Consider the following 26,821-nt stretch of genomic DNA (forward strand, 5'->3'; position numbering starts at 1 on the left):
GGCCCGTCCCGCTCGTGGCCACCGCAGGGGCGAAGGCGGACCTTCGGCCCTGCTCCGAGCGCGGACCCCGGGGGCACGCTGGGCCCATGAGCACCCGGTCGCCGACGGCGCAGGACCCGCCCGTCGAGCCGGCCGGGGTCGACGACACCGATCCCGTCCTCGACGCGCTGTACGGCGACGAGGCCGACCTCGACCCGGCCGTCGACGCGGCGCTGCTGACCGCGAGCGCTGCGGCACCGGGGACGGACACCCCGGAACCGTCGATCGACCCGCGAGGAGACGAGGACATGCCGCGCACCGATTCCGTCGACCGCCCGGCCGCGCCCGTGGGGGTGACCCGCGATGCGCGCCGATGAGCACGCCCGCCCGTCCCGTCCCGGACGCCGCGCCGCCCGGATGCCCCGTCGCCGATCCGACCGGATCGCCGACCTGACCGCCTGGGCGGTCTGCGCCGCGGCGCTGCTGGTGCTCGGGGCCGCACTCGTGCTGGGGCTCAGGGTGCACGGCGCCCTGTCCGACCGGGTCGAGGCCGAGGCCCGGGATCGCAGCCCTGTCGTCGCGGTGCTGACCGAGGACGTGCCGATCGTGCCCGAGGGCGCCCACCGCGTCCCCGCCGCCGTGCGCTGGACCGACGGCCAGGGGGTGGAGCACACCGGGACCACCGAGGTCACGGGCCCGGCGCAGGTCGGGGCGCCGGTCGGGGCATGGGTCACCGACGACGGCCGGCTGGTGCGCGCGCCGCTGACGACGACCGAGGCCGTGTTCGTCACGCTCGCGACCGCGCTCGGCGTCCTGCTGGTCGGCGGGTGCGTGGTGGGCGCCCTCGGGCACCTGGCGTTCCGCGGGGTCGGCCGGCTGCACGCCGACGAGTGGGAGCGGGAGTGGGCCGAGGTCGAGCCGCAGTGGCGGAGGACCCGGTGACCGCCGGGGTGGTGACCGGCCTGCGGGCCGAGGACGTCATGAGCAGCCCCGTCATCACCGTGCGGAGCGGGACACCGGTCGCGGCCGCGGCGGCCCTGCTGGCCGCGCACGGCTTCACCGCCGCCCCGGTGGTCGACGCCGGGGGGCGGCTGCTCGGCATCACGACCGAGACCGACCTGGTCCGCGACCGGTTCCGGCCCGACGGGTGGCCCGAGGGCCCCGCACCGCAGGTCGTCGACGAGGCCATGTCGGGGACACCGTTCGCGATGCGCCCGGAGGACGATCTCGCGGACCTGGTGTCGCTGATGCTGACCTCCCACGTGCGGTCGGTGCCGATCGTCGACGACGGCGACCTGGTCGGGATCGTCACCCGCCGGGACGTGCTGCGGGTCGTCGCGCGCGGCGAGCACAGCGCGGAGCAGGTGCGCCGGCGGCGCGGGCTGCCGGACCGGCCGGCCCGGCGCGAGGCCGCACCCGGCGGGCGGATCGTGGTCGGCGACGACGGGTCGCCCGGTGCCGTCGCCGCGGTGCGCTTCGCGCTGCGCGAGGCGGCCCGCCGCGGAGCCGGGGTCGAGGTGGTGTCGGCGTTCGCCGTTCCCGCCTCCTGGCCGGTGGTCTACGGCGTCCCGCAGGTGCCGACGCCGGCCGGGCTGGCCGCGGAGATCGAGCGCGAGCTGCGGGCGAGGGCCGGCGAGGTCGCCGGGGGAATGCGCGCGGAGGACGGCGCGGCCACACTCCCGGAGGTGGCGGTGCGGGCCGTGCCGGGCGACCCGGGGCACGTGCTCACCGGCTGCGCGGCGGGGGCCGACCTGCTCGTCGTCGGCTCGCGGGGGCGTGGGGCCGGGGCGAGCCTGCTGCTCGGTTCGGTCGGGGTGCACTGCGTGCTGCACGCACCCTGCAGCGTGACCGTCGTGCCGTCCGTGGGGCAGCCGGACGAGGAGGCCCGCCCTGCCCGCGCGGCCGAACCGGCCGGGGTGACACGGTGAGCGCGCTGCGGCGGACCCTCGTCGGCGAGGTCATGACGACCGACGTCGAGGCGGTCGGCCCGGACGCCTCCGTCACCGAGATCGTCGCCGGCCTGCGCCGGCGCGGCGTCCGGACGCTGCCCGTGCTCGACGGGGAGAGCCTGCTCGGGGTCGTGTCGGAGGCGGACGTGCTCCGCCTCGCCGAACACGACGACGTGGAGCCGCCCGTGGTCCACCGCCGGCTCCGGTGGCGGCACCGTCCGGAGGTCCCGCCGCACGCCCGCGCGCGCGACCTCATGACGACCGAGGTCGTCACCGTGACGCCCGAGACCGGCGTCGCCGAGGCGGCACGCACGATGGCGACGCACCGGGTGGGCTGGCTCCCGGTCGTCGACCGGGTCGCGGACGACACGCTGCGGCTGCGCGGCGTGGTCGGCCGCCGGGACCTGCTGCGCGTGTTCGAGCGACCGGACGAGGACCTGGTGCGCGAGGTCCGCGACGAGGTCTTCCTCCGAATCCTGCTCGTGGACCCGGCACGGGTGACGGTGACGGCATCCGGCGGGATCGTGACGCTCGAGGGCCGGGTCCCGAGCCATGCCGACGCCGTCGTGGCCGTCACGCTGACCCGCCGCCTCGAGGGGGTGGTCGACGTGGTCGACCGGCTCACCCACGACGTGGACGAGCGGGCGGTCGACGTCTGGAGCCTCTGAGTGAGCCCGGTCCTCGCGACCGGGCCGGGCGACCGGGCCGGGCGACCGGGTCCGGCGGCGGGGCTCAGCGACCGGGGAGGGTGCGGGCCATGATCCCGAGCAGGTCGGCGACCCGGTGCACGTGTCCGGCCTCGGGGTCGTACCAGCCCACCACCGTGACCAGCTCGCCGCGGGTGCGGACGAGGCCGAGGTCGGCGACGCACGAGGCGGTCTCCCCGACGACGTCGCGCGAGACCAGCGGCTCCCGGGTGCAGGTGAGCAGGCCCTTGAGCGGGCCGTCCGCGGCGGTGGTCAGGCTGCGCCGGACCTGTCCGGGCGTGACGGGCGCGGCGAGCCGCGCGGTCAGGTCGACGAGGGCGGCGTCGGCGGTGGGCACCCGGAGCACCAGCCCGTCGACGCGGTCGCGCAGGTCGGGCAGGAGCGCACCGACCTCGGTGCCGACCCGGCAGCCCGTGGGCACGATGTTGACCGCGGCGTCGCGCCCGAGGTGCGGGTCGGTCGGGTCGGCGACGGGTGCGGTCCGGCCCTCGACCGCCGTCACCAGCGCGTCCACCACGCCGAAGCCGCGGTGCAGCGGGGCGAGCAGCGCCGCGGCACAGGCCGCCTCCGCCGACGACGCCGAGACCACGCGGTGCCGGGTGGCGTCGTAGACGTCCTCGTCGAGGCCGGGCACGACCGTGACGTCCGCCCCGTCGTCCGGTCCCCCGGCGACGAGGACGGCGCGGACACCGTGGGCCGGGCGCGCACCCTCGCGGTCGAACGGCGCCGACCCTCCCGCACAGTCGGCCCCGGTGCGGACGACGATCTCCACGTCGGCGCCGGCCCAGTGCGGGTGCTCCTCGTGGAGCACCCGGATCGTGTGGTCGTCGAGGCCGAGGTGCTCGTCGACGACCTCGACGCGGTGGTCCCAGTGGCCGTGGGTGGAGTCGTGCAGGAGCCGCCGCGCGACCTCGTGGGCCGGCGCGCGGTCGCGGACCGCCACGACCTCGTAGTCGGGCTCCCGGCGGTCGGTGATCGCCCGCAGCAGCTGACGGCCGAGTCGCCCGGCCCCGTCGATGCTCACGCGCACGCGCACGGCGGTGTCCCCTCGTGACGAGGGGTGCCGCGCCCGGGCGGGCGCGGCACCCCGGTGGATCGTGGTCAGGAGCTGCTGACCGGGATGGTGGTCGGCTTCTTCACCTCGGGCTCGGGCGGCATCGGGACGCGGATCTCGAGGATGCCGTTCGCGTAGCTCGCCGTGATGTCGCTCTCGGAGACGTTCTCGGGCAGGGGAAGGGTGCGGGTCATCGACCCGTAGCGGATCTCGTGGCGGGTGTAGCCCTTGTCCTCGCGGTCCTGCTCGATGCGGCGCTCGGCCTTGATCCGGAGCATGCCGTCGGTGGCGGTGATCTCGACGTCCCGGGCCGGGTCGATGCCGGGCAGCTCGGCCTTGATCACCTGGGTGTCGCCCTCGCGGTACTCGTCGATCCGGATCAGCTCCTCCCCGGGCCAGTCCGGCCCGAAGGGCCGTCGCATCGGCAGCGCACGGAACCACTCGTCGAACAGGCGGTCCATGCGGCCGAAGGGCGAGACGTCGGATCCCTTCTCGCGGCGCGAGATCATGCTCATGTCCGTCCTCCTCGTCGTCGTTCGTGCCCGGGTGTCGTCGTCCTCGTCTCCTGCGGGCCCCTCCGACCCTGCGCCGCCGCGCCGCCGGTGCGCAGGGGCGTCGGTCCCGGTTCCGGGCGGGCGGACGTCCCTCGTGCGTGCCGCCGACGGTGGCCCGCGAGTGGGACCACCGGCCCTGCCACGACCGAGGGCGCCGAGGTTGGCTGACCGTGTCCCCGGACGGCGAGCACGGGAGGTGCGGTGTGGACGCCGAGGAGGCTCGCCCGCTGCCGCGACGCGGCACGGACCGGATCGAACTGGCCGCCGTGGTGGTGTTGTCGGTGGCCGGTCTCCTGGGCGCGCTCGCGATCATCGTGCTCGCCCTGTCCAACTACGGCGCGGGTCTGGCCCGGGCGGAGCAGGAGGCGGCCGAGCGCACGCAGGTCGAGGCGACCGTCCTGGCCGATGCCCCGCCGCTCTCACCCGCCGCGACGCGCGGGGTCGCACCGACCTCCCGCGTGCCCGCCAGGTGGACCGCGCCCGACGGCACACCCCGGACCGGGACCGTGCAGGTGCCCGGGCGGCCCGCCGCGGGCGAGGTCGAGCTCGTCTGGGTCGACCGGAGCGGCGCCACCGCCCCCGCGCCGGCCGGCCGCGGGTCCGTCCTCGGCGGCGCGGTGCTCGGCGCCGCCGTCCTCCTGGGCCTGCTGGTGGGTGTGCTCGTCGGCGTGCGCCGGCTCCTCGCGGCCGTGCTCCTGCGGGCCAACGCCGCCACGTGGGGCCGGGAGTGGGCGGAGGTCGAGCCGCGCTGGAGCGGGCGGACCTCGACCGGGTGAGCGGGCGGTAGGGGCACAGGTCCCGGTCGTGCCGCCCGCAGCGCACCGGCTCTCGCGCCGGCGTGCCCTGCCGCGCAGCGGCGGGTCGTGCGACCGTGAGGGACGGCAGACCGTGGCCGGGGACCGGCCGGACCTCAGGGGGACGCGTGGTGGACAGCGAGCAGGAACGGGCCGCACGACCGGTGGTCGTCGGGGTGGACGAGGCACCGTCCGCCCGGGACGCCGCCGCCTGGGCCGCCGAGATCGCCGACGCCCGCGGGGCCCCGCTGCACCTGGTGCACGTCGGGGCGGGAACCGGGGCACCCGGATGGCTGACCGCGCTCGCCGCGAAGCTGGGCGCCCACGCGGACCTCGTCCAGGGTCCGGCGGGGCCGGAGGCCGTCGCGGAGGCGCTGCTGGCGCGGGCGGACACCGCGGGCCTGCTGGTGGTGGGCAGCTACGGGGAGGGCAGCTCGTCCGGGCTCCTCGCCGGGACCGCCGCCGCCCGGCTCGCCGGGGGGACGCCGTGCCCGCTCGCGGTCGTCCGGGGTGCGGCGCCGGACCGGCCGCCGGCGGTCTCCGGACCGGTCGTCGTGGGGGTCGACGGCACCGAGGCCGGTGCCGGGGCCCTCGATCTCGCCGCCGACCTGGCCCACGACCTTGCGGCCACGTTGCTGCTGGTACACGCCTGGTCCGACGTCGTCGCCGGGCCCGGCGGCGGCGCGCACCGACTGCAGGACGACCCGACCGAGCTGGCCGCCCGCGGCCGGGCCACCCTCGACGCCGCGCGGCAGCGGGCCGCCGCCCGGGTCCCGGAGGTACCCGTGGAGGCCCGGGGAGTGGAGGGCACGGCGCTGCGCACGCTGCTGCGACTCGCCGAGTCGGCCCGGCTCGTCGTGGTCGCGCCGCGGCGCGCCGCCCGGTCGCCCCGGCACGACGACGGGATGCTGCTCGGCTCCACCAGCCGCGGGCTCGTCGGCTTCGCCCCCTGCCCGGTCGTCCTCGGCCCCGTCCGCGTCCCGGCCGCGGCCCCGGCCGACTGATCTCGCGTCAACCGCCCTGCTCACGGTCGGGTTCCGCACCCGGCCGCCCGAAGATCGCGGTGCTGGTCGTGCGGATGACCTCGTCGAGCCGGTCGACCACCGGCCGGAGGTCCTGCGCCGAGTCCGGGTGGCGGGCCCCGGCCGCGGTGACCGCCATGGTGATCGAGGACAGTTCGAGCAGGACGTCCTCGCGCAGCTCACCGGCCATCCGCTCGGACTCGGCCGCCCCGCCGTCCCGGCGGGCCAGGGCGGCGGCGTCGGCGGCGTGGGCGGTCAGCCGGTCACGCATGAGCCCGACCCCGCGGCCGACCGTGGCCAGCTCGAGCAGCCCGTCGTCGCGGATCGGATGCCCGTACCGGCCACCCGCGACCTGGGAGACGTCGTCGACCAGCCGGTCGAGCGGGGTGATCACCCAGCGGCGGAGGAACACCAGGGCCGCGACACCGAGCAGGACGGTGAGCACCCCGGCGGCCACGAGCACGGTCGTGACCCGCGCCCGTGCCGCATCGGCGTGCCCCTGCGCCGCGGCGGCTTCCAGCTCCACCTGCGTGCGCACCGCGTCGAGCCGGGCGCGGAGCGCGTCGAAGCGGCTCTTCCCCACGCCCTGCCCGACCATGGCGAGGATGCGGTCCATGTCGCCGGCGCGACGGAGCTCGAGGCCGAGCCGGGCGACGTTCGTCGACCAGTCCTCGTGAGCGGCGGCCACCTCGTCGAGCATGCCGGTGTGCTCGGGCAGGGCGTCGCGGAGCCGCCGCTGCTCCGCGGCGATGACGGGTTCGGCGGCGGTGTAGGGCTCCAGGAACGGCTCCTGCCCGGTCAGCACGAACCCCCGCAGCCCGGTCTCCTGGTCGACGTAGGCGCTCTGCAGCCGCTCCAGCGAGGTCGCCGCGGGTCCGAGCCGCTCGATCACGACCCGGTCGGCTGCGGCGGCCTGCCAGGAGCTGACCAGGGCGACCGCGAGCAGCGCCAGGACCGTCGCGAGCACCCCACCCACGAGGATCTGGATGCGCCGGCGCAGGGAGCGCCGGCCCGGACGAGGTCGCCTCACACGTTCGGAGCGTAAGGCGATGTGGCGGGCGCGGGAATCCTCCGCGGCGACCTCGAGCACGTCACCGCGGGATCAGCAGACCGGCGACGAGCGGGGACACCACGGGGACCGGCAGGTCGTGCCGGTCCCTGTCGACCCAGGCGAATCCCGCGTCCTCGAGCAGGGCGGCGGTGTCCTGGTTGGGCCGGCATCCGCACGCGAGGGTGCGCCACACCGGCGCGACGAGGTCCTGCACCCGCGCGTGCAGTCCCGGACGGCCCCGCACGTGCTCCAGCAGCACGAGCACGCCGCCGGGGCGCAGCGCGCGACGGGCCTCGGCGAGTGCGCGGTGGGGCTCCGACACGGTGCAGAGCACGAGGGTGCAGACGAGCGCGTCCACGGTGGCGTCCGCGACCGGCAGGTCCTCGGCGGGCGCGCTGCTCACCGTGGTGGCGGGCCGGTCGGACACCGCGCGCTCCAGCCTGCGCCGCATGGGCAGGGCCGGTTCGCAGACGGTGAGGTCGACGTGCGACCCGTAGTAGGCGAGGTTCGCGCCGGTCCCGGCGCCGATCTCCACGACCCGCCCCGACAGCGGCGTGATCAGCCGGCGGCGGACCCGGCCGAGGACGCGGCGTTCGGCCAGTGCCGTGAGCGGGTCGTAGGCGGCCGCGAAGGCGCGCTCGGCGAGGCCCGGTCGCTGCTCCGGTTCGTCCGGGCGGGATCGCGTCATCGTGCGGCCTTCTCCTCGTCGGGTTCGGGCGGTCGGCCACCTGCTGCCGGGGTTGCGCCGACGCGGGCCAGCCAGTCGCGCAGGGCGCCGTCCGGCGCGCCGCGGAAACCGATGTGACCGTCGGGCCGGACGGCGAGGACGCCGCCGGTCCACGGCGTGGCCGCCAGCCGGTGCACGTGCACGAGCGGGCCCGTCGGGCGCACCGCCGGGATCGCCGGGTCGTCGGGCTGCAGGACGTGCACCCCGGGGTGGGCGAGCAGCGCGTGCAGCCGGACCCGGCGGCCGTCGGCGGTCGTGGCGGTGGCATCGGGCAGGCGGTCCCCGGCGTGCGGCCCGTCGGGCGGGCGAGGCCTGGCCTCCACCGAGATCGGGCTGCTCCGGTAGTGCTCGCCGAAGCGCGCGAGGAGCCGCACGACCTCGGCGACCGGCCGCCGGAGGCGCAGGGCGACGGGGACGACCGGCGCACCGAGCGGGGCGAGCGTGCCGCGGACGAACGAGGCCAGCGGGTCCGTCCCGGCCTCCGCCCAGAAGACGGCGTGCGTGAGCGCCAGCACGTGGCGGGCCACGGGCCGCCGCTCCCGGTCGTAGGAGTCGACCAGCTGCTCCGGGGCGGTGCTGGTGGCGGCGAGGGCGAGCTTCCAGCCGAGGTTCGCCGCGTCCTGGATGCCGGTGTTCATCCCCTGGGCGGCGGCGGGGGAGTGGGTGTGCGCGGCGTCGCCGGCGACGATCAGCGGCCCGCGCCGGTAGGTGGCCGCCAGCCGGTGCTGGACCCGCACGACGCTCGACCACGCCACGCGCCTGATGCGCGCCGGCAGCCCGGCGTCGTCGAGCAACCGCTGCAGGTCGCCGGGGTCGACCGGTGGCCCGGACCGCCCGAAGGGCAGGTTCGGGTCGGTGCAGGGACGCGTCGCCAGCAGCCGCCACGTCGCGCACTCCCCGAGGGCGAACACGAACAGCAGCCCGCGCCGCCCGGCGACGACGTGGGCGGCGCCCGGGGCGAGGTCGCCGTCGAGCTCGAGGTCGGCGAGCACGATCTCCGGGCGGTAGCCGCCGCCGTGCCACCCGATGCCGGCGGCCCGGCGGACCGTGCTGTCGGCGCCGTCGCAGCCGACGACCCACCGGTAGGACCCGCGCTCGATCCCGGCGGGCCCGCGCAGGGTGACCCGCGACCGGGCGCCGTAGGCATCGGCGATCTCGGTCAGGTCGGTGCCGCGCTCCACCCGCACCCCGCGCTCGGCCAGCGCGCGGTCCAGCACCGTTTCGACGTCCGCCTGCCGCAGCAACGTCAGGTGGGGGTAGGCGGTGTCCGGCAGGTCGACGTCGGTGAGCCGCACGGGGACGACCCGCCGGCCGAGGTGCAGGTGTGCGGCGGGGGCGGTGTCCGCCCGGGCGAGGAGCGCGTCGACCACGCCGAGCGGCCGGAGCACCTCCAGCGTGCGCGGGTGCACGATCAGCGCCCGGGACGGCCGGAAGGGCGACGGCCGGCGTTCGACGACGCGCACCCGCGCGCCGTGGGCGTGCGCCTGCAGGGCCAGCGCGAGCCCGGTCGGTCCGGCGCCGACCACGAGGAGGTCGGGGTGCGGGGTCACGCGACCGCGACCAGCTGCCACCAGTGCGCCGCACCCTCGTCGCGCACCGCGCGCGGCGCGGCGGAGCGATCGCGCAGCAGCGCGTCCCGCCGCTGCCCGGGCAGCACCCGGTAGTGGATCGTGGCGGGCGCGGACACCAGCGCGAGCACCCGCCAGAGCGCGCGGGCGTAGGCCTCGGCGAGCACCGGGTCGTCCCACTCGTAGAGACCGCGATAGGCGCCGCGCTCGTCATGGGCCAGCCAGAGCTTCGACACGTACCCGGGGAACCCCACGAACAGCGGCGTGTTGAGCAGGCTCTCCGCCCGGAACGCGGCGTGCCCCAGCGAGCCGTGCACCCCGCGCAACCGGAACCGGACCACGAGCACGCTCGGATCCCGCGGAGCGGGGCGGTCGAGCACCGTCTCCCGGTAGACGCGGGCGGACGTGCCGTCGCCGAAGCGCAGCCGCATGCCGACGTGGGCCCGGGGCAGGTGGACCCGGTTGCGGGCCAGCAGTGCGCCGGTGGTGGCGGCGCACCGGGCCACCGCGCGCACCGCGGCGGCGACCGGGAGGGGCTCCTGCTCGACTGCGGTCACGAAGTCGGTCACCTCGACCTCCGGTCGGTTCGGCGGCATACTGCGGGGCCGCAGCCGGGCGGGCTGCGGCCCCGCGGGTGTCAGGCGTGCCCGGTCGCCGTGGGTCCGGCCGGCCCGTGCTGGGCCGCCGGGTGCTCCCGGACGTGGATGAGCTCACCGAGCGCCCACGTCACCACGATCGCTCCCACGAACGCCGCGAGCAGGGCCTCGTTCACCGTCCACAGCACCGCGATGCCCAGGCCGAGGGCGACCGTCCCGGTCAGCAGCGCCGTACGCTGCAGCACACCGGGGTCGAGCCACCGCCGGACCACGAGCATCGCCGCAGCGATCCCGAGCACCAGCCCGGTGGCCGCCATGCCGACGGGATCCTGGACGAAGGGCATCGCACCCCGGACCAGATAACCCACGTACGGCACCACGATCGCCGCGACGAGCACCGTCGTCGCCGTGTCCGTCCACGTGAACCTCATGATCTCCACCTCCCTTCCCGACACGTCCATCGTCGCGCCGGAGCGGGCCCGTCCTGCAGGGTCGAACGGGCCGGGTCGGGGCGCATCGGGTTCGGGTCCGGCAGGGTCCCCGGTCCGGCGGGCGGCAGGGCCGATCGGCCCGGCCGCCCCAGCCGGTCACGGACGGGCCGCGCCGCCCAGCTCGCGGGTGCTGCCGTGGCGCAGCGGGCAGCGGGGCACGAAGGCCGAGCACCCGGCGAGGCCCGCGGCGACGACGGCCAGGGCGATCAGCGCGGGCAGCCGGAAGCTCTCCGGCACCTGCTGGACCAGCACGAAGGCGCCCATTGCGAGGACGAACCAGCCGAAGGCCCGACGCAGGGCGTCGCCGGGGATGCGGCCGACCAGCCGCGCGCCGACCAGGCTGCCGGCGACGGCGGCGAGGGTGACGGCCCCGACGAGCGGCCAGTCCAGCGACACGCTCGCGAGGTAGCCGGTGAGGCCTGCGAACGACTTCATGGCGATGACCAGCAGCGAGGTCCCGATCGCGACCCCCATCGGCAGGCCCCCCAGCAGCGCCAGGGCGGGCACCACGAGGAAGCCGCCGCCGGCGCCGACCAGGCCGGTGACCAGGCCGACGACGACACCGTCGAGCAGGACCCGCCCGATCGGCAGCTCGGTGTGCGCCTTCGCGGGGTCGGGGGAGCCGCGGCCGCGCAGCATCGCCGCGGCGGTGGCGATCATCATCAACGCGAAGGCGACCAGGAGCAGCTGCCCCGGCAGGTGGCCCCCGACCCAGCCGCCGGCGAAGGCGCCGGCCATGCCGGCCAGGCCGAACAGCAGGCCGGTCCGCCAGCGCACCCGCCCGGCCCGGGCGTGCCCGACCACGCTCACCGCGGCGGTCACGCCGACGACCACGAGGGAGGCGGCGATGGCCTCCTTGGCGTCCATCCCGGCCACGTACACCAGCAGCGGGACCATGAGGATCGACCCGCCCCCGCCGAGGAGCCCGAGGGTCACCCCGACGAGCACGGCGAGGGAGATGGTGAGTGCGACGGACATGGTGTCCTCACCTCGTTCGTGTGCGGTGCGGCGGCACCGGGTCGGTCACCGGCCCGGTGGGGTGGTCGGTGGGAGGGACAGGGGCAGCCCGGCGGCGCGGGCCGAGGTGAAGGCGTCGTCGATCGCCACGACGTCGAATCCGCGAGCGTCGAGCAGGGAGGCGACCACGCCGGCGCGGTAACCGCCGGCGCAGTGCACCCACACGGTCCGGGACGGGATCTCGTGGATCCGGTCGAGGACCTCGTGGATCGGGATGTGCACCGATCCGGTGACGTAGCCCTCGGCCCGTTCCCGAGTACGCCGCACGTCGAGCACGACCGGCGGTTCGGGCGACGCGAGCGCGGCGGCGAGGTCGGCGAACCCGGCCCGCGGGAAGCTGCGCACCGGTTCGTCGCCGGCCCAGTCCTCGGGTTTCCCGGTGGCCATCGCAGCCGGCCGGTCCACGCCGATGCGGACCAGCTCGCGCTGCGCCGCGGCCACGTCCTCGGCGGTCTCGCCGAGCAGCGTGACCGGGGTGCCCCAGGGCAGCAGCCAGCCCAGGTAGGTGACGAACTGGCCGTCGAGGCCGACGTTGACCGTCCCGGCGAGGTGGCCGGCCGCGAAGGCGGTGCCGGTGCGCAGGTCCACGACCCACTCGCCGTCCTCGATCCGCCGGCGCAGCTCGGCGGGATCGGCCTCCGCCGGCGGGGACAGATCGACCTCCGCGGGCCCGGCCGAGTTGAGCGGAGCCATGTGGGCGTAGTAGGCGGGGTGGGCGTCGAGGCCGGCGAGCAGCTCGTCGACGTAGCGGGCCTCGTCGGCGGTGAGGGCGGGGTTGGTCCGCCTCTCCCGGCCGATGGTGCTCGCGGTCCCGTCGGACTGGGTCGCCGAGCAGAAGCTGCCGAACCCGTGGGTCGGGTAGACCTCGGTCTCGTCCGGCAGCTCGGCGGCCAGGCGCCGGGCCGAGTGCCACTGGGCGTGGGCCAGCGGGTGGGTGTGGTCGGGGCCGAGCAGATCCGGCCGGCCGGTGGAGCCGTAGAGCAGCGACCCGCCGGTGAAGACCGCCCGCGGCCGGCCGTCGGCCTCCAGCGCGAAGGACAGGTGGGTGTGGGTGTGCCCGGGCGTGTGCAGCACCCGCACGCGCATCCGGCGCCCGATCTCGACGATCTCGCCGTCCCGCAGTCCGACGTGCTCGAAGGCGACCGGGTCGTCCGCGTTGAGCAGGTACCGGGCGCCGACCGCCCGGGCGAGCCGGTAGCCGCCGGTCACGTAGTCGTTGTGGATGTGGGACTCGAAGACGTGGGTGATCCGCACGCCGGCCGCCTCCGCCAGCTCGAGGATGCGGTCGTGGTCGCGCTGCGGGTCGACGACGAGGGCGACCTCGCCGTCGTGGGCCAGGTACGAGCGGTCGCCCAGCCCGGGTGTGTCGATCGGCAGGACCGTGATCATCGACTGTCTCCTCTCGGTTCGGGGCCGCGGTCGCGGCTCTCGGCCTAAGTACCCCGGGGGGTATCTGAACGGTACAACGCCACCGCTCCGCCGGCCATTCCCCCGACCACAGCGTGCTGGTCCACGAGCACGCCGGGGTGAGGTCCGACGGCCGGGGCGCACGACGGGACGTCCCCATCCGCAGGTCGGTCCGTTCGGCCCTCTCCCCGGACACCGCGGAGCCGCGATACTGACCGGGTGCGGGTGTCGTTCGCGGAGTTCGACCTCGACACCACGACGTTCGAGCTCCGCAGGGACGGCGCGCCGGTGCCGATGGAGCCCCAGGTCTTCGACGTGCTCGTCCACCTGGTTCGCCACCGCGACCGGGTCGTGCCGAAGGAGGAGCTCCTCGACGAGGTCTGGGGCGACCGGTTCGTGAGCGAGTCCGCGCTCACCAGCCGGATCAAGAACCTGCGCCGGGCACTCCACGACGACGGGCGCACCCAGCGGTGGGTCAGGACGGTGCACGGCCGGGGATACCGGTTCGTCGCCGAGGTCGCCGAGGCCGGGGACACCCCCGACAGCGGGCGCCCCGCCGCCGACGGGGAGCGGGGCCCCGTGCCCCCGGCCCGGCACAACCTGCCCGCCGAACGCACGCCGCTGTTCGGCCGGGCCGAGACCGTCGCGCAGGTCGCGGACCTGCTCGGTACGCACCGCGTCGTCACCCTGCGCGGTGCCCGCGCTCGGCTGCGACGACGCGGACGCCCCCGCGCCCGCGCTGTTCCACGCCGCCGCCGAGCGGCTCGGGGCGGTGGTCCCGGCGCGGGACGAGCCGACGGTGCGGTGGATCTGCCGCGACCTCGACGGCCTGCCGCTGGCGATCGAGCTCGCCGCGGCCCAGCTGCGGGTGCTCACCCCCGCCGACATCGCCCGCCGTCTCGACCGGCGCTTCGCGTTGCTGCGCGACCGCCGGGGTCCCGGGCGGGACCGGCACGCCAGCCTGTCCTCGGTGCTGGAGAGCACCCTCGCCCTGCTCGACGAGGGGGAGCGTGAGCTGCTCGGGCTGCTCGCGGCGTTCCCGGCGACGTTCTCGCTCGTCGACGTCGAGGAGGTGGCGGGCGACGCGGCGGGTGCCGGGGTCGCCGCGGCGCTGGCCCGGTTGGTCGACCACTCCCTGGTGGCCCCTACCGACGGCGACCGGTTCCGCCTGCTGGAGAGCGTGCGGCTGTTCGCGGCGGGGCTGGCGGACGCCGAGCGCCACCGGGCGCGACACGCCGAGTGGTGCCGGGACCGGGTCGGCCGCGACCTCCGGCGGCACCTCTACGACTGGGACGCCGCCGCGTGGTGCACGGCCCACTACGACGACCTCGGTGCGGCCGAGCGCAGGCTGCTCGAACGGGGGCGGACGGACGACGCGGCGTGGCTCGTCGCGGGCGTCGCGTTGGCGATGCACAGCGACACCGGCGCCAGGGCCGCGGCCGTGCTGCCCCGCGTCGAGGACCACGCAGGGCGCCAGGAGGACCCGGCGCTGGTCGCGCGGCTGCACCTGACGGGTGTGCACGCGGGGATGGCGGCCCGCTCGCCCGCGGCGATCGCCGACCACGGCGAGCGCGCGCTGCGGGCGGCGCGGGAGGCCGGTGACCCGGTGCTGCACGCGGCGGCGCTCGTCCTGCGCTCGTGGTCGACCGTCTTCACCGACCGGGACACCGCGCTCGCGCAGGTCGAGGAGGCCGCCGGGCTCGCCGAACGGGCCGGGGACACCGTGACCCGCAACCTCGCCGACTCCTACCGCGCGTTCCACCTGGCCGTGCTGCACCGCTACGACGAGGCGGTCGCGCAGGCCGCGGAGGTCACCGCCCGCTCGCCCGATCCGGCGGGCTACGACACCTACGTCGCGGCGATGGCCCAGACGGCCTGCTGGGCGGTGCCCGACCCGCAGCGGGCCCGACGGTTCCTGGGGCACGTGCTGTCCCGACCGTCACCGGACGACCCGGCGTGGGGGAGCCTGCTGGTCGCGGCGGCGGTGCACGCCGCAGCGGACGAGCCCGCGCAGGCCCTCGCCCTCGTCGAGACCGCCCGGTCCCGGCTGCACCGGGCGGGCCGGGACGGCCTGCCCGACCTGCTGGTCCCGGCGGCAGTACTGGCCCACCGCCGCGGGGAGCAGGCCCGTGCCGCGCGGTGGCTGCGGGCGGTCCGCCGAGCGGGGCGGCCCACGCAGAGTTTCCAGGTCACCGTCGTCTACCGCAGGCTCCGCGACGCCGTCGACGCGGCCGTCGACGCCACCGCCGATCCCGACGCCGACCCCCCGGCGGCGACGGACCCGGCCCGCCTCCCGGAGACCGGGGACGAGGCGCTGTCGTGGATGCGTGCCCTCACGCGGCCCGCCGTCCGCTCAGGTGGGCGACCGGGTGGGCGGTGAGCTCGCGCGCGTCCGGGCCGACCCCGTCGAGGAAGTTCGACTTGCGCCTGCGCAGGAACGGCAGGCCCAGCAGGGACATCCCCGGGACGGGGAGGACGCCGCCGTCGTGTCGGAGCCTGCCCCGACGGTCGAGCAGACCAGGGGCCCGGACGTGGTCGCCCGACTGCGAGGGTCACCGGCCGGCCCGACCGGTTCAGCTCGTCGGCGATCTGGACGCCCGAGGAGGATGCCCCGGCCACCAGCCCGGCAGCGCCAGGTCCCGCGGTCGGTCTCGACGCGGTGGCCGCCGGGGGCGGGGTGGACCCCGGTGACCGTGGTGCGGGTCTGCACAGGGGCCCCGACCCGGTGTCGGTACCGGTCGAGCAGGGCGACGACCTCGGCGGCCGTGCGGTAGCCGTCGGGGTCGTCGCCGTCGTAGGGGTGCCCCGGCAGCCTGGAGAGCCAGTTCGGGGTGACTCGACGGTCACGGCCGTCGGGTTGGTGAGGATGTCGAACACGGCGGAGCGCTTCTGCGACTGCGCGACGACGGCCTCGATCTGCGAGCGGGAGGCGTCCGCGTCGATCACGTGGCGCACCCGGACGGCGCTGAACCCGTTGCGCACGTCGGGATCCCGAGGATGCCCTGCAGGTCCTGGGCGGCCTCGATCGTGGCGTGCACCGAGCGCAGGCGTACCCCGCGGCGGGCCGCGACCGAGGCGACGCCCCCCGTCAGGCACCCGCCCAGGGCCGTGAGGACGATCTCGACGGGGGTGGCGCCGTTGTCCTCGGCCGCGAAGAGCTCGGGGTGGTCGGCCTCGACGACGAACTCCTGCCGGTGCGTGTGCTCGGCCCCCAGCCCGGCGTCGTCGTGCGCGGTGCTGCGGCTGTGGGTGCCGTTCACCCACCTGCACTGCGCCCGCCACCGGAACCGCGCGGCCCCGGGGGTCTCGGTGAGCGCCTCCCGCGCGGCCAGGACGGCCTCGACGACACCTGGAGGCGGGGTGGGGGTCCACCGGAGAGGTTCTGGAGACCGGGGCGGGGCGGGTCTCCACCGGACCGCCACGCCGTCTCCATGACCGGGCCGCGAGGTCTCCCGCACCGTGACCGCATGACCACACCTCCGGAGACCACGACCCGCCCCGCCCACGACCGGCGCGAAGCGGGAGCGGCCTGGGCCACCGCGCGGCCGACTGGGCCTGCCTGTACGAGCACTACGGCCTCGACATGATCACCACGTTGTTCCGGCGGCTGGACGTCGGGCCCGGCACGCGGCTGCTCGACGTGGCGTGCGGATCGGGCCCGGCGGTCCGGCTCGCCGGTTCCCTCGGGGCGAAGGCCGCGGCCCTCGACGCCGCCGCCGACCTCGTCGCCGTGGCCCGGACCCGCAGCCCCGGCGTCGACGTGCGGGTCGGCTCGATGTTCGACCTGCCCTGGCCGGACTCGGCGTGCGACGCCGTGGTGTCGATCAACGGGATCTGGGGCGGCTGCACCGACGCGCTCGCCGAGGCCCACGGGGTGCGGCGTCCGGGTGGGCTGATCGGCATCAGCTTCTGGGGGGTCGGGCCGCCGCTGGACGTCCGCGAGTGCTTCCGCGCTTTCGCCCGGCACGCGCCCGAGAACCACCTGGCGGCGATGCGCAGGCTCAACGGCATCCTCCGGCTGCGCAACGACCACAGGTTCGTGGTCGCGCAACGGTCGGCGGACGGGTGAGCGCGGTGGAGACGCTCGGCACGACCACCCCGGCGGGAACGACACCGGCGGGCACGACCCTGGACGCGACGCCACATGCCGTCCCGGTCGTCGTCGACCCGCGCTACACCGGCCCCGCCGGGTCCGGCCACGGCGGGGTTACGGCCGGGTACGCGGCGGCCCTGGTCGACCCGCGCCGGGCGGTGGTCCGGCTGCACGCCGCGATCCCGCTCGGCACGCCGCTCGTCCCGCGGAGCCGGGCCGACGGTGCGGTCGTCCTGCACGCGGGTCCGGTCCCGGTGGCCACCGCGCGCCGCGGGGGGCCGTGGGACGTCCCGCCCTTCGAGCCTGCCCCGCCCGCGCTGGTCCGCGCCGCGGAGCGCCACTGGCTCGACGCGCGGGCGGGCGTGCACCCCCATCCCCGCTGCTTCGGCTGTGGGCCCGACCGGGTCGACGGGCTCGGCCTGCGGCCCGGCCCGGTCCGCGGGCGCGGCGTGCACGCCACACGGTGGGTACCGCCGGGGGAGGGGGAGGTCCCGTCGTGGCTCCTGTGGGCGGCGCTGGACTGCGCGAGTGCCGGACCGGTCCTCGGCGCCGCCGCGCGGGGCGGCCCGCTGACCGGGGAGCTGGCCGTCGAGCAGCGGCTGCCGGTCGCGGCGGGTCGCCGCCACACGCTCTACGCCCGCACGGCGCGACGCCGGGGGCGCCGGGTCGTCACCGAGGCCGCGCTCCTCGACGACCGCGGCCTGCACGCCGCCGTCGCCGTCGTCACCTGGTTCGTCACCGGAAGCGAGGTACCGTCATGAGTCTGCGCAGCATCGACCCGCGCTCCCGTCGCGCGCTGGTCCTCACCCCGATGGAGACCCGGATCGAGGTCCTGGTCGCCGCCGCCCGGCACGCCGAGCGGCTGGGCTACGAATCCGTCGTCGTCCCCGAGGGCTGGGGACTGGACGCGGTCGCCGCGCTGGCGGCGATCGCGGCGCGCACCGAGCGGATCCGCCTGGTGGCGGGCGTGCTGTCGGTCTGGGGGCGGACGCCGGCGACGCTCGCCATGGCCGCCGCGACCCTCGACGACCTCTCCGGCGGCCGGTTCACCCTCGGCGTCGGCGCCAGCACGGCCGCCCTCGCCGAACGGTTCCACGGCGTGCCGTACCGCAGGCCCGCGGCCGAGCTGCGCCGAGTCGCCACCGAGGTCCGCCGCCTGCTCGACGGGGAGCGCGCGACCGCGGCCCACGAGGGCCGGGGCATCGTCCTCGGCAGGTCCCGGCCGGGCCTGCCGCTGTGGATCGCCGGGTTGGGGCCGCGGGCCGTGCGGGTCGCCACCGATCTCGGGGACGGCTGGTTCCCGGCGCTGGTCCCGCGGAACGGGCTCGCGCGGCTCCGGGCCGGGGCGCTGGCGGGCGCCGTCCGGGACCCCGAGCTCGTCTGCGGCCCGATGGTGGCCGTGGACGAGGCGTCCCGCAGCGGACGCATCGGCGCCGAACGGCTGGTCGGCTGGTACCTCACCGGGATGGGACCCGTCTACGGCGACCTGGTCGCCGCGCACGGACACGCCGCGGCCGTCGCGGCGCTGCGGGCGGCCAACCCCCGGCCGGCGCCCTCCCGGATCGACTGGCCCCGCACCGCGGACCCGCTGCTCCCGCAGCTGGCGGTGTACGGCGGCGAGGAGGCCGTCCGCCGAGGGCTCGCCGCATGGGACCGGCTCGTGGACGTGGTCGCGGTCTGCGTCGGACCCGCTCCGCTCGCCGCGGTGCTCGCCACGGTCGCCGCGGGGGCCCCGGACGGTCCGGTGGCGGAGGTGGCGTCGTGACCACCGACGCGCGCGCACCGCAGGACCGCCTCCCGGGACGCCCGCTGCCGACGCTGAGCCTGCCGAGCACCGACGGTGTGCGGGTCGCCCTCGACCGGCTCACGGGGCGCACGGTGCTCTACCTCTACCCGCTCACCGGGCGACCGGGCCGCAACCTGCCCGAGGGGTGGGACACCATCCCCGGCGCCCGCGGCTGCACACCCGAGGCATGCGACTTCCGGGACCACCACGCCGACCTGCGTGCCGCGGGCGCCGACCGGGTCTACGGGGTGTCGGCCCAGCACACCGACGAGCAACGCGAGGTCGTCGACCGGCTCCGGCTGCCCTTCCCGCTGCTGTCCGACCCGCGCCTCACCCTGGCGGCGCGGCTGGGCCTGCCGACCTTCCGCGCGGGTGGGACGACGCTGTTCGGTCGCCTCACCCTCGTGCTCCTCGAGGGCGTGGTGGAGCACGTCTTCCACCCGGTCCGGGTCCCGGCGGCGCATGCCCGCGAGGTGCTCGCGTGGCTGGGATCGCGCACGAGCCCACCCGACCGGGTTCGTCCGCCCCACGCCGGAGAGGGCGGTCGGGGAGGGGCGCCGCGCTCCCCGATGTGAGAGGGGCGACGCAGGCTCGTTCCCCGTCCGCTCGTCCTCCGGCCGTGCTCAAGCGCCGGGTCGACGCCGTCGCGGCCGGTCAGCCGACCGGTGGCGGCGTCGCCCCGGCCGTCGCCGCCCGGTAGGCGGCGACCGCCGTCGGCAGGGTCGGGTAGAGGCGCTCCGGCGGGATCGTGTCGAGCACACCGCCGGCGGCGAGGTCCGCCACCAGCTCGCGCTTCGCCCGGGCGATCGCGACGACCACCCCTCGGGCGGCGAGGTCGCGGCCGAGCGCGGCCAGCATGTCCGCGGCGGTCACGTCGAGCTCCGTGACCGCCTCGAGGTTGAGCACCACCCAGCGTGTCCCCGTGGTCGTGTCCGCCGCGTGCAGGACGCTGCGGCGGAAGTCGTCGGCGTTGGCGAAGAACAACGGCGCGTCGTAGCGGTGCACCACCAGCCCGGGGACCTGCTCGCTGCCCGGGAAGTCCCCGACGTCGTGCATGCCGGCCACCCCGGGGGCGAAGCCCAGGACGGCCGAGTGCGGGCGGGCGATCCGCCGCACCAGGTCCAGCAGGGACAGCCCGACCGCGGCGAGCACCCCGTACAGCACGCCGAACACGAGGACGGCGGCCACCGTGGCGAGCGCCAGCAGCAGCTCGCTGCGCCGGAAGCGCGCGATCCGGCGGAACTCGCCGACGTCGACGAGCCGGACCGCGGCGGCCACGACGAGCGCCCCGAGGGCGGCCCGCGGCAGCGTCTCGAGCACCCGCCCGCCGACGAGCAGCACGCCGAGCACCGCCGCCAGCGCGACGAACGCGTGCAGCTGGCTGCGCGCCCCGGTCGCGTTCCCCAGGGCGGTCCGGCTGCCGCTGCTGCTCACCGGGAAGCCGGCGACCAGGCCCGCCGCGAGGTTGGACCCGCCCAGCGCGAGCAGCTCCCGGTCCGGGTCGAGCGGGGTCGCGGTGCGGTCGGCGAAGGCCCGTCCGGTCAGCACGACGTCGGTGTAGCCGACCATGGCGACGCCGAGGGCGGGCAGCAGGAGCGAGACGTAGTCGCCGAGGGCGACGTCCGGCAGGCCCGGCACCGGCAGCCCGGGCGGCACCGTGCCGGCGGTGGCGACGCCGCGCCCGGCGAGCCCGAGGGCCGCGACCAGGCCGGCCGCGAGCAGCACGGCCAGCAGGGGGACCGGCGCACGCGGTGTGAGCAGGGCGCCGAGTCCGAGCACCGCGAGCACCGACAGCCCGACGGCCAGGGTGGGCAGGTGCGTGTGGCCCACCTGGCCGGCGAAGGAGCGGACCTCGTCGAGGGCGCCGTCCCCGGTCACCGGCACGCCCGTCAGGGGCCCGAGCTGACTGATGACCATGATCACCGCGATGCCCGCCAGGTACCCGACGAGGACCGGCCGGGAGAACAGGTCGGCCAGGAAACCGAGCCGGGCGACCCGGCCGAGCACGCAGACGGCGCCGACCACGAGCGCGAGGCCGGCGGCGAGGGCCGCGTAGCGGCCGGGATCGCCGCCGGCCAGCGGGGCGACCGCGACCGCGGTGAGCAGGGCCGTCGTCGACTCGGGGCCGATCGAGAGCAGCCGCGAGGTGCCCAACAGGGGGTACACGACCAGGGCGGCGCCGGCCGCCCACAGCCCGGCGACCGGGGGGAGCCCCGCCACCACGGCGTAGGCCAGGACCTGCGGCACCAGGTAGGCGGCGACGGTCAGCCCGCCGAGCAGGTCGCCCCGCAGGGCCGCCCACCGGTGCGTCCGCAGGGCCTCGAGCCCGGGCGCGAGTCCCGGGGCCGGTCGCGGGACGAGCCGGGCCCACCCCCCGTGCTTCCCCCGGCCGGTCCGGCCGGCGGGCGCGGTCACGGTCCGAGGAGGACCGACCCCAGCGGGCGACGGGGCGTGGGCTCCAGCGGCGGCGCTCCCGGGAGGGGGAAGCCCAGCCGGATCACCAGCTGCGGCTGGTCGGGCAGCCCGAGGGCGGCGCGCAGCCGGCTGCGCGTGCGGGGCAGCTCGACCGCCTGGCTGAGCGGAGCGGTGGCGAGGCCGCCCCGGGTGGCCGTGAGCAGGACCGCGCTGGTCGCCTCGCCGGCGGCGAGCCGGGCCGCGACGTCGTCGCGCGGGGTGGCCAGGACGAGGAGGGTGCCCCCGTCCGCCCCGGTGTCCCGGCCCGGGGCGAGCGAGCCGGACGGGAACCGGTGCAGGTGGGGCTCGTCCCACTGCCCGCCCCGGGTGGGCACCGCGACCCGCGGGACACCGTCGCGCGCATCGGCGTAGCGGTGCGTCCACACGAGGAGCTCGGCCAGGTAGCCCGCCTCGTGCCGCTGCTCGCGCGCGGCCTCGCGCAGCACCTCGTTCATCCGCGCCAGGACGACCGGATCGCCCACCGGCACCGCGAGGACGCCGAGGTCCCGGGCGGAACCGACGAGCGTGGCCAGGCGGGCGGGCGGGACGGGGTCACCGGAGTACCGGCGCCGGTCGGTGTGCCGGCGGGTGAGCTGCCCGAACAGGGCGGCCGCCGCCCGGTCCGGCGGTCCGTCGGCGAGCCGCACGGTGGCGAGGTGCTGGGAGTTCTCCGGGTCGGGCAGCCGGTCGACCGTGACGGCGGCCCCGAGCCCGGCCGCGGCCACCCGCAGGTGGTGCAGCGCCGCGCCGCAGCTGATCAGCAGGTCGCGCCGGTCGGGATCGGTGCCCGGCAGGTGGCGGCCGAGGTCGGCGTGCAGCTCGACCTCGCCCGGACGCAGCCGCCAGCGCCACGGCTGGGTGTTGTGCACGGACGGGGCCCGCAGGGCGAGCTCGACGGACCGCTCGAGCAGGCCGCCCGCGACCTCGTCCGACCTCGTCGTGGCCATCTCAGGCCGCCGGGGCGACGGGCCGCAGGTGCGCGGCGACCGTGCGCGCCCACTCGCGGACGCGGTCGTCGTCGCGGTAGTCCCCGCCGAGCTCGCCGCGCGCCATCCGGCGGGCCGGGAAGCCGCGGGCCGTGGCCGGGTCGAGCACGCCGCCGAAGGTGACCGTCGGGGCGGCGTCGACGTCCTCGCGCAGCCTGCGCACCACCGTCGGCTCGGGTTCGCCCGCCTCCGCCCTGCGTCCGGCGCCGGGCCCGCACGGTCCCGACTGGAACAGCCAGACCTGCCGGCCCCGCAGCATCACCGCGTGCCGGCGCAGGAACCGGACGGCGTCGCGGCGCCAGCGACCCGCGTAGAGCGCACTGCCGAGCACCACGGCCCGGTAGCCGGCCAGCGAGACGTCGTCGGCACTCGCGTCGGCTGCGGTGGCGACGTCGACGGTCAGCCCCTGCGCCCGCAGCTCGTCGGCGACGACGACGGCGATGCCGGCCGTACCACCGTGGCGCGACGCGTGCACGACGAGCACGTCGGCGTGGCGCCGGGCGGACGGTTCCGAAGTGGACATGGTGGGCTCCTCGGGCCTCTCGGTGTACCCCCCGAGCGTGCCCCGCCTTGACGGCCGGCGACGAGAGCCCGCGGACCCGGCGGGTGCGGGCCGTCCGGCCCGGGCCGGCCGGGACCCGGGGTGTGACACGGGGCCGCCCGATCAGAGGATCCGGGTGCCGGTCACGCGCTTGTCCACGGCGATCACGACGGCGACGACGGCGGTGACCGCAGCGATCCGCCCCCAGGTCGCGGCGTCGAGGGGCTCGGTGTGGAACACGGCGTTCATCGGCGCCGTGTAGGTGAACAGCAGCTGGGCGAGGACCTGCACGGTGACGCCGCCCGCGATCCAGCGGTTGAACCGGCCGTCGCCGCGGTGCCGGCGGCCCGGGGCGAGCGATCGGCAGCTGAACAGGTAGACGGCCTCGACGGCCACGAACAGGTTCACCGCGGCCGTCCGGGCGCCGTCGAGGGACGCACCCGCGTCGAGCTCCCACCGGAACAGCGCCCAGGTGCCGGCCAGCAGCAGGCCGGAGACCAGCACGATCCGGCCCACCAGCCGGCCGGTCAGCAGCGCCTTGGCGGGGTCGCGCGGCGGGCGCCGCATGATCCCGGGCTCCTTGGCCTCGAACGCCAGCATCAGACCCAGCGCCACGGCGGTGGTCATGTTGATCCACAGGATCTGGGTCGGCAGGATCGGCAGCGCGATGCCGAGCAGGATCGCGACGAGGATGACCAGCCCCTCGGCCATGTTGGTCGGCAGGGTCCACACGATGAACTTGGTGAGGTTGTCGAACACCCCGCGGCCCTCCTCGACCGCGGCCTCGATGGTGCCGAAGTCGTCGTCGGTGAGGACCATGTCGGCGGCGTCCTTGGCCACCTCCGTGCCGCTGCGGCCCATCGCGACGCCGATGTCGGCCTGCCGCAGCGCGGGTGCGTCGTTGACCCCGTCGCCCGTCATCGCGACGACGTGCCCGCGGGCCTGCAGGGTGCGCACGAGGCGCAGCTTCTGCTCGGGGGAGACCCGCGCGAACACGGCGGCGCGGTCCACGGCGTCGGGGTAGGCGCGGTCGTCGAGACCGGCGAGCTCGGTGCCGGTCAGCACCGCCCCGGGGGTGCGGTGCCGCCGCTCGTCCCCGGCACCGCCGTCGAGCAGGCCGAGCCGGGCCCCGATCGCGGCCGCGGTCACCGCGTGGTCCCCGGTGATCATCTTGACCGCGACCCCGGCCGAGCGGCAGGCCGCGACGGCCTCCGCCGCGGCGGCCCGGGGCGGGTCGTGCATCGCCTGCACCCCGGTGAACACCAGGTCCCGGCGGTGCACCCGATCGGCGAGGTCCTGGCCCTCGGGCGCCTCGCCGATCGCCGTCGCCAGCACCCGCAGGCCCTGCGCGGCCAGGTCCTCCGCCCGCCGGTGTGCGGCGGCCCGGTCGACCGGGCGCACCGACCCGTCGGCGGCGAGCTCGCCCGTGCAGAGCTCCAGCACGCGCTCCGTCGCCCCCTTGACCAGGACGGTCCCGGGCCCGCCCTCCTCGCCGTGCAGGGTGGCCATGTAGCTGCGGCGGGAGTCGAACGGCAGCGTGCCGCGCCGCGGCGGGAGGTCGGCGCGGCCGAGACCGGCCTTGCCCGCGGCGACGAGCATCGCCGCCTCGGTCGGGTCGCCGACCGCCGTGACCCGGCCGTCCTGCTCGACCAGTGCGGCGTCGTTGCAGCCGGCGCCGGCCAGCAGCGTCCAGCGCAGTGCCCGGTCCCGCGGGTCCGCCCCGACGACCTCGCCGTCCGGGCGGTAGCCGGTGCCGGTGACCTCGTAGGTGCGGTCGGGGGTGGCAAGCGTGCGGACGGTCATCGCGTTCTCGGTCAACGTGCCGGTCTTGTCCGTGCAGATCACCGTCGTGCCACCGAGCGTCTCCACCGCGGGCAGCCGCCGGATCACGGCGCGCCGCCGGGCCATCCGGGCGACCCCGATGGCGAGGGTGATCGTCACCGCGGCGGGCAGGCCCTCGGGAATGGCACCGACGGCCAGGGCCACGGCGGCGGTGATCATGTCGGCGATCGGCTCGCCGCGGAGCAGCCCGACGGCGATGCCGAGGGCGGCGAGCCCGAGGATGACCGCGGTCAGTACCGCACTGAACCGGGCGATCTTGCGGGTCAGCGGGGTCTGCAGGATCTCGGCGGTGCCGACGAGCCGGTGGATCTGCCCGAGCTCGGTGCCCGCGCCCGTGGCCACGACCACGCCGCTGCCGCTGCCGGAGGTGACGAGGGTCCCCGAGTAGAGCATGTTGCGACGATCGGCGACGGGGGTCGCGCCGGGCAGGGCGTCCTCGTCCTTGACCGCCGGGTCGGACTCGCCGGTGAGCGCGGACTCGTCGGCGGTCAGCTCGCAGTGCCGGACCAGACGCAGGTCGGCCGGGACCCGGTCGCCCGCCTCCAGCACCACGAGATCGCCGGGCACGAGGTCCTCGGAGGGAACCTCGCGGCGGTGGCCCTCCCGGACCACGCGCGCCACGGTGCGGGTCATCGCGCGCAGGGCGTCCAGGGCCGCCTCGGCGCGGCTCTCCTGCAGATAGCCGATGATCGCGTTGACCACCACCACCCCGAACACGACGGCCGCGTCGACCACCTCCCCGAGCAGCAGGGTGACCGTGCCGGCGGCGATCAGGATCAGCACCAGCGGGTTGTTCACCTGCCGGAGCAGCCGGACGAGGGGGCCCGCCCGGTGCGCCGGGGGCAGCGCGTTGGGCCCGTAGCCCGCCCGCCGGCGGGCCGCCTCCTCCTCCGTCAGGCCCCGGTCCGGGTCGCTGTCGAGCACGAGCACCACCTCGTGCGCCGGCAGGGCGTGATGGTCCTCGGCCCCCCGGGGCGCGACGTCGGCGGTACCGGGACGACCGCGGTCGAGGTCCCTGCCCGCCATCAGGGCACGACGACGGCGCGGCCGTCGATCCCGCCGGTCCGCAGGGCCCGGTAGGCGGCGAGGGCGTCGTCGAGGGCGAAGGTGCGGAACTCGGGTGTGACGAGCCCCCGCGCACCGAGGGCCAGGACCTCGGCCAGCTCCGGCCGCGTGCCCCAGTAGGTGGTCTGGACACTCGCCTCGTACGGCACGCCGAAGAAGGACACGGGGAGCGTCCCGCCGCCCAGCCCGACGATCGTCAGGTCGCCCAGGACACGGGTCGCCGCGGCGCCGAGAGCGAGCGTCGCGTCGCTGCCGACGCAGTCGATCACGACGTCGGCGCCCTGCCCGGCGGTCATCCGCCGGATCTCCTCCGCCGTCCCGGCACCGCTGCGCAGCACCTCGTCGGCGCCGGCCTTGAGCGCCAGGTCGAGGGCGGAGTCACGGCCGTCGACGGCGACGACCCGGGCCGCCGTCGTCGCCTTGAGGATCTGCACCCCGACGTGCCCCAGTCCGCCGACGCCGACGACCACGGCCGTGCTGCGCGGATCGAGCTTCGGCCACGACCGACGGATCGCGTGGTAGGGCGTGAGGCCGGCGTCGGTGAGCGGCGCGGCGTGCACGGGGTCCAGGCCCTCGGGCAGGGGCAGCAGCTGCCGGGCGTCGTCGACGAGCATGTACTCCGCCATCCCGCCGTCGAGGCCCAGGCCGCCCCCGCCGCCGGGTACCGGGGCCTCCGCGACGTCCTCGCAGTAGTTCTCGGCACCGGTCCGGCACCGGCCGCACCGGCCGCAGCCCCACGGCCCGTACACCGCGACCGGGGCGCCGATCTCGAGGCCGCGGACGCCGGGGCCCAGGGTGTGCACCCACCCGGCGTTCTCGTGACCGAGGGTGAACGGCGGGCCCCAGGGGAGCGCGCCGGCGTCGAAGTCGTACATGAGGTGCAGGTCGGAGTGGCAGGCCCCGGCACCGCCCACGCGGATCACGACCTGCCCGGGACCGGGTTGCGGTTCGGGCACCTCCACGAGCTCCGGCTCGGACTTCCAGGCGGTCAGACGCAGGGCACGCACCGCGGTACCTCTTCCTCGGTTCACCTCGCAGGGACGTGATCAAGCCTGCGCGGGTCCCGGCGACCGGGCGAGGGCCGACCGGCCCGTCCCCCCGGGCCGTCGGTCTCCGGAGCGCGGCGCCGGACGCGGAC

The 26,821-nt window shown here is 77.0% G+C and carries 27 protein-coding genes and 1 pseudogene; 12 read left to right on the forward strand and 16 right to left on the reverse strand.

Features of this window, described 5'->3' with window-relative positions; all coding sequences use genetic code 11:
- Positions 1-86 precede the first annotated feature (86 nt).
- The 4 genes from ACL02T_RS08865 to ACL02T_RS08880 are packed head-to-tail and all read left to right on the forward strand — an operon-like array spanning position 87 to position 2,596.
- Positions 87-356, forward strand: a complete 270-nt coding sequence (locus ACL02T_RS08865; protein WP_412830131.1) for a hypothetical protein — start codon at positions 87-89, stop codon at positions 354-356.
- Complete coding sequence (locus ACL02T_RS08870) at positions 343-921, forward strand: Rv1733c family protein (RefSeq protein ID WP_412830132.1); 579 nt, start codon at positions 343-345, stop codon at positions 919-921. Before ACL02T_RS08865 ends, ACL02T_RS08870 begins: the two co-directional genes overlap by 14 nt.
- A complete protein-coding gene (locus ACL02T_RS08875) occupies positions 918-1,907 on the forward strand; it encodes a CBS domain-containing protein (protein WP_412830133.1) in 990 nt (329 codons plus the stop codon). The genes ACL02T_RS08870 and ACL02T_RS08875 overlap by 4 nt, the downstream gene beginning before the upstream one ends.
- On the forward strand, positions 1,904-2,596 hold the full coding sequence (locus tag ACL02T_RS08880; protein WP_412830134.1) for a CBS domain-containing protein: 693 nt from the start codon (positions 1,904-1,906) through the stop codon (positions 2,594-2,596). Before ACL02T_RS08875 ends, ACL02T_RS08880 begins: the two co-directional genes overlap by 4 nt.
- Positions 2,597-2,660: 64 nt before the next feature.
- On the opposite strand, the gene ACL02T_RS08885 is transcribed toward ACL02T_RS08880, so the two are convergent.
- Together ACL02T_RS08885 and ACL02T_RS08890 are read right to left on the reverse strand one after the other, a co-directional pair.
- Complete coding sequence (locus tag ACL02T_RS08885) at positions 2,661-3,671, reverse strand: glyceraldehyde 3-phosphate dehydrogenase NAD-binding domain-containing protein (RefSeq protein WP_412830135.1); 1,011 nt, start codon at positions 3,669-3,671, stop codon at positions 2,661-2,663.
- A 65-nt stretch (positions 3,672-3,736) separates the two neighbouring features.
- On the reverse strand, positions 3,737-4,204 hold the full coding sequence (locus ACL02T_RS08890; RefSeq protein ID WP_412830136.1) for an Hsp20/alpha crystallin family protein: 468 nt from the start codon (positions 4,202-4,204) through the stop codon (positions 3,737-3,739).
- A 242-nt stretch (positions 4,205-4,446) separates the two neighbouring features.
- Here ACL02T_RS08890 and ACL02T_RS08895 point away from each other — a divergent pair, with 242 nt between their 5' ends.
- On the forward strand, positions 4,447-5,019 hold the full coding sequence (locus ACL02T_RS08895) for an Rv1733c family protein (RefSeq protein ID WP_412830137.1): 573 nt from the start codon (positions 4,447-4,449) through the stop codon (positions 5,017-5,019).
- A 146-nt stretch (positions 5,020-5,165) separates the two neighbouring features.
- A complete protein-coding gene (locus ACL02T_RS08900; protein WP_412830138.1) occupies positions 5,166-6,041 on the forward strand; it encodes a universal stress protein in 876 nt (291 codons plus the stop codon).
- A gap of 7 nt (positions 6,042-6,048) precedes the next feature.
- Here ACL02T_RS08900 and ACL02T_RS08905 read toward each other — a convergent pair whose 3' ends face one another.
- From ACL02T_RS08905 to ACL02T_RS08935, 7 genes are all read right to left on the reverse strand, one after another.
- On the reverse strand, positions 6,049-7,089 hold the full coding sequence (locus tag ACL02T_RS08905) for a CHASE3 domain-containing protein (protein ID WP_412830139.1): 1,041 nt from the start codon (positions 7,087-7,089) through the stop codon (positions 6,049-6,051).
- 61 nt (positions 7,090-7,150) lie between these two features.
- Positions 7,151-7,798 (reverse strand): class I SAM-dependent methyltransferase, encoded by a 648-nt coding sequence (locus tag ACL02T_RS08910; protein ID WP_412830140.1) that lies wholly within the window; start codon positions 7,796-7,798, stop codon positions 7,151-7,153.
- Positions 7,795-9,387, reverse strand: coding sequence for an FAD-dependent monooxygenase (locus tag ACL02T_RS08915; protein WP_412830141.1), 1,593 nt, complete (start codon positions 9,385-9,387; stop codon positions 7,795-7,797). Before ACL02T_RS08915 ends, ACL02T_RS08910 begins: the two co-directional genes overlap by 4 nt.
- Positions 9,384-9,974 (reverse strand): hypothetical protein, encoded by a 591-nt coding sequence (locus ACL02T_RS08920; protein WP_412830142.1) that lies wholly within the window; start codon positions 9,972-9,974, stop codon positions 9,384-9,386. The genes ACL02T_RS08915 and ACL02T_RS08920 overlap by 4 nt, the downstream gene beginning before the upstream one ends.
- Before the next feature lie 68 nt (positions 9,975-10,042).
- The gene (locus tag ACL02T_RS08925; RefSeq protein ID WP_412830143.1) at positions 10,043-10,432 is read right to left on the reverse strand and encodes a hypothetical protein; all 390 of its coding nucleotides are present in this window, start codon (positions 10,430-10,432) and stop codon (positions 10,043-10,045) included.
- A gap of 156 nt (positions 10,433-10,588) precedes the next feature.
- On the reverse strand, positions 10,589-11,470 hold the full coding sequence (locus tag ACL02T_RS08930; RefSeq protein WP_412830144.1) for a sulfite exporter TauE/SafE family protein: 882 nt from the start codon (positions 11,468-11,470) through the stop codon (positions 10,589-10,591).
- A gap of 45 nt (positions 11,471-11,515) precedes the next feature.
- Entirely contained in the window at positions 11,516-12,898 is a 1,383-nt protein-coding gene (locus ACL02T_RS08935; RefSeq protein ID WP_412830145.1) for an MBL fold metallo-hydrolase, read from the reverse strand.
- A 312-nt stretch (positions 12,899-13,210) separates the two neighbouring features.
- Here ACL02T_RS08935 and ACL02T_RS08940 point away from each other — a divergent pair.
- Both ACL02T_RS08940 and ACL02T_RS08945 read left to right on the forward strand, forming a co-directional pair.
- Positions 13,211-13,411, forward strand: a pseudogene (locus tag ACL02T_RS08940) (winged helix-turn-helix domain-containing protein); the annotation flags it as partial.
- Between the two features lie 199 nt (positions 13,412-13,610).
- Positions 13,611-15,296 (forward strand): ATP-binding protein, encoded by a 1,686-nt coding sequence (locus ACL02T_RS08945; protein ID WP_412830276.1) that lies wholly within the window; start codon positions 13,611-13,613, stop codon positions 15,294-15,296.
- On the opposite strand, the gene ACL02T_RS08950 is transcribed toward ACL02T_RS08945, so the two are convergent.
- Both ACL02T_RS08950 and ACL02T_RS08955 read right to left on the reverse strand, forming a co-directional pair.
- Positions 15,250-15,375: a hypothetical protein gene (locus tag ACL02T_RS08950; RefSeq protein WP_412830146.1), complete on the reverse strand. Its 126-nt coding sequence runs from the start codon at positions 15,373-15,375 to the stop codon at positions 15,250-15,252. The genes ACL02T_RS08945 and ACL02T_RS08950 overlap by 47 nt on opposite strands.
- A 483-nt stretch (positions 15,376-15,858) precedes the next feature.
- Positions 15,859-16,176, reverse strand: coding sequence for an OsmC family protein (locus ACL02T_RS08955; RefSeq protein WP_412830147.1), 318 nt, complete (start codon positions 16,174-16,176; stop codon positions 15,859-15,861).
- 323 nt (positions 16,177-16,499) lie between these two features.
- Between ACL02T_RS08955 and ACL02T_RS08960 the strand changes: the two genes are divergently transcribed.
- The 4 genes from ACL02T_RS08960 to ACL02T_RS08975 are packed head-to-tail and all read left to right on the forward strand — an operon-like array spanning position 16,500 to position 19,370.
- Positions 16,500-16,985, forward strand: coding sequence for a class I SAM-dependent methyltransferase (locus ACL02T_RS08960; protein WP_412830148.1), 486 nt, complete (start codon positions 16,500-16,502; stop codon positions 16,983-16,985).
- Positions 16,982-17,770, forward strand: coding sequence for a hypothetical protein (locus ACL02T_RS08965; protein ID WP_412830149.1), 789 nt, complete (start codon positions 16,982-16,984; stop codon positions 17,768-17,770). Before ACL02T_RS08960 ends, ACL02T_RS08965 begins: the two co-directional genes overlap by 4 nt.
- Entirely contained in the window at positions 17,767-18,774 is a 1,008-nt protein-coding gene (locus ACL02T_RS08970; protein WP_412830150.1) for an LLM class flavin-dependent oxidoreductase, read from the forward strand. The genes ACL02T_RS08965 and ACL02T_RS08970 overlap by 4 nt, the downstream gene beginning before the upstream one ends.
- Positions 18,771-19,370: a peroxiredoxin gene (locus tag ACL02T_RS08975; RefSeq protein ID WP_412830151.1), complete on the forward strand. Its 600-nt coding sequence runs from the start codon at positions 18,771-18,773 to the stop codon at positions 19,368-19,370. Before ACL02T_RS08970 ends, ACL02T_RS08975 begins: the two co-directional genes overlap by 4 nt.
- Before the next feature lie 79 nt (positions 19,371-19,449).
- On the opposite strand, the gene ACL02T_RS08980 is transcribed toward ACL02T_RS08975, so the two are convergent.
- The 5 genes from ACL02T_RS08980 to ACL02T_RS09000 form a co-directional block, all read right to left on the reverse strand.
- Complete coding sequence (locus tag ACL02T_RS08980; RefSeq protein WP_412830152.1) at positions 19,450-21,210, reverse strand: SulP family inorganic anion transporter; 1,761 nt, start codon at positions 21,208-21,210, stop codon at positions 19,450-19,452.
- Complete coding sequence (locus tag ACL02T_RS08985) at positions 21,207-22,196, reverse strand: Acg family FMN-binding oxidoreductase (RefSeq protein WP_412830153.1); 990 nt, start codon at positions 22,194-22,196, stop codon at positions 21,207-21,209. Before ACL02T_RS08985 ends, ACL02T_RS08980 begins: the two co-directional genes overlap by 4 nt.
- A 1-nt stretch (position 22,197) precedes the next feature.
- Positions 22,198-22,758 carry a flavodoxin domain-containing protein gene (locus ACL02T_RS08990; RefSeq protein ID WP_412830154.1) on the reverse strand — a complete coding sequence of 187 codons (561 nt, stop codon included), beginning with the start codon at positions 22,756-22,758 and terminating at the stop codon, positions 22,198-22,200.
- Between the two features lie 141 nt (positions 22,759-22,899).
- A complete protein-coding gene (locus ACL02T_RS08995; RefSeq protein ID WP_412830155.1) occupies positions 22,900-25,644 on the reverse strand; it encodes an HAD-IC family P-type ATPase in 2,745 nt (914 codons plus the stop codon).
- Positions 25,644-26,690, reverse strand: a complete 1,047-nt coding sequence (locus ACL02T_RS09000; RefSeq protein WP_412830156.1) for an NAD(P)-dependent alcohol dehydrogenase — start codon at positions 26,688-26,690, stop codon at positions 25,644-25,646. Before ACL02T_RS09000 ends, ACL02T_RS08995 begins: the two co-directional genes overlap by 1 nt.
- Positions 26,691-26,821: the final 131 nt, after the last annotated feature.

The organism is Pseudonocardia oceanicola (genome assembly GCF_047200735.1).
Classification (GTDB): domain Bacteria; phylum Actinomycetota; class Actinomycetes; order Mycobacteriales; family Pseudonocardiaceae; genus Pseudonocardia.

Bases quoted from the DNA above. Each gene is read 5' to 3' on its own strand.
- ACL02T_RS08925 (WP_412830143.1), bottom strand. From the start codon at position 10,432: ATGAGGTTCACGTGGACGGACACGGCGACGACGGTGCTCGTCGCGGCG.
- ACL02T_RS08865 (WP_412830131.1), top strand. From the start codon at position 87: ATGAGCACCCGGTCGCCGACGGCGCAGGACCCGCCCGTCGAGCCGGCC.
- ACL02T_RS08930 (WP_412830144.1), bottom strand. From the start codon at position 11,470: ATGTCCGTCGCACTCACCATCTCCCTCGCCGTGCTCGTCGGGGTGACC.
- ACL02T_RS08950 (WP_412830146.1), bottom strand. From the start codon at position 15,375: ATGTCCCTGCTGGGCCTGCCGTTCCTGCGCAGGCGCAAGTCGAACTTC.
- ACL02T_RS08890 (WP_412830136.1), bottom strand. From the start codon at position 4,204: ATGAGCATGATCTCGCGCCGCGAGAAGGGATCCGACGTCTCGCCCTTC.
- ACL02T_RS08935 (WP_412830145.1), bottom strand. From the start codon at position 12,898: ATGATCACGGTCCTGCCGATCGACACACCCGGGCTGGGCGACCGCTCG.
- ACL02T_RS08985 (WP_412830153.1), bottom strand. From the start codon at position 22,196: ATGGCCACGACGAGGTCGGACGAGGTCGCGGGCGGCCTGCTCGAGCGG.
- ACL02T_RS08970 (WP_412830150.1), top strand. From the start codon at position 17,767: ATGAGTCTGCGCAGCATCGACCCGCGCTCCCGTCGCGCGCTGGTCCTC.
- ACL02T_RS08910 (WP_412830140.1), bottom strand. From the start codon at position 7,798: ATGACGCGATCCCGCCCGGACGAACCGGAGCAGCGACCGGGCCTCGCC.
- ACL02T_RS08870 (WP_412830132.1), top strand. From the start codon at position 343: ATGCGCGCCGATGAGCACGCCCGCCCGTCCCGTCCCGGACGCCGCGCC.
- ACL02T_RS08990 (WP_412830154.1), bottom strand. From the start codon at position 22,758: ATGTCCACTTCGGAACCGTCCGCCCGGCGCCACGCCGACGTGCTCGTC.
- ACL02T_RS08995 (WP_412830155.1), bottom strand. From the start codon at position 25,644: ATGGCGGGCAGGGACCTCGACCGCGGTCGTCCCGGTACCGCCGACGTC.
- ACL02T_RS08960 (WP_412830148.1), top strand. From the start codon at position 16,500: ATGATCACCACGTTGTTCCGGCGGCTGGACGTCGGGCCCGGCACGCGG.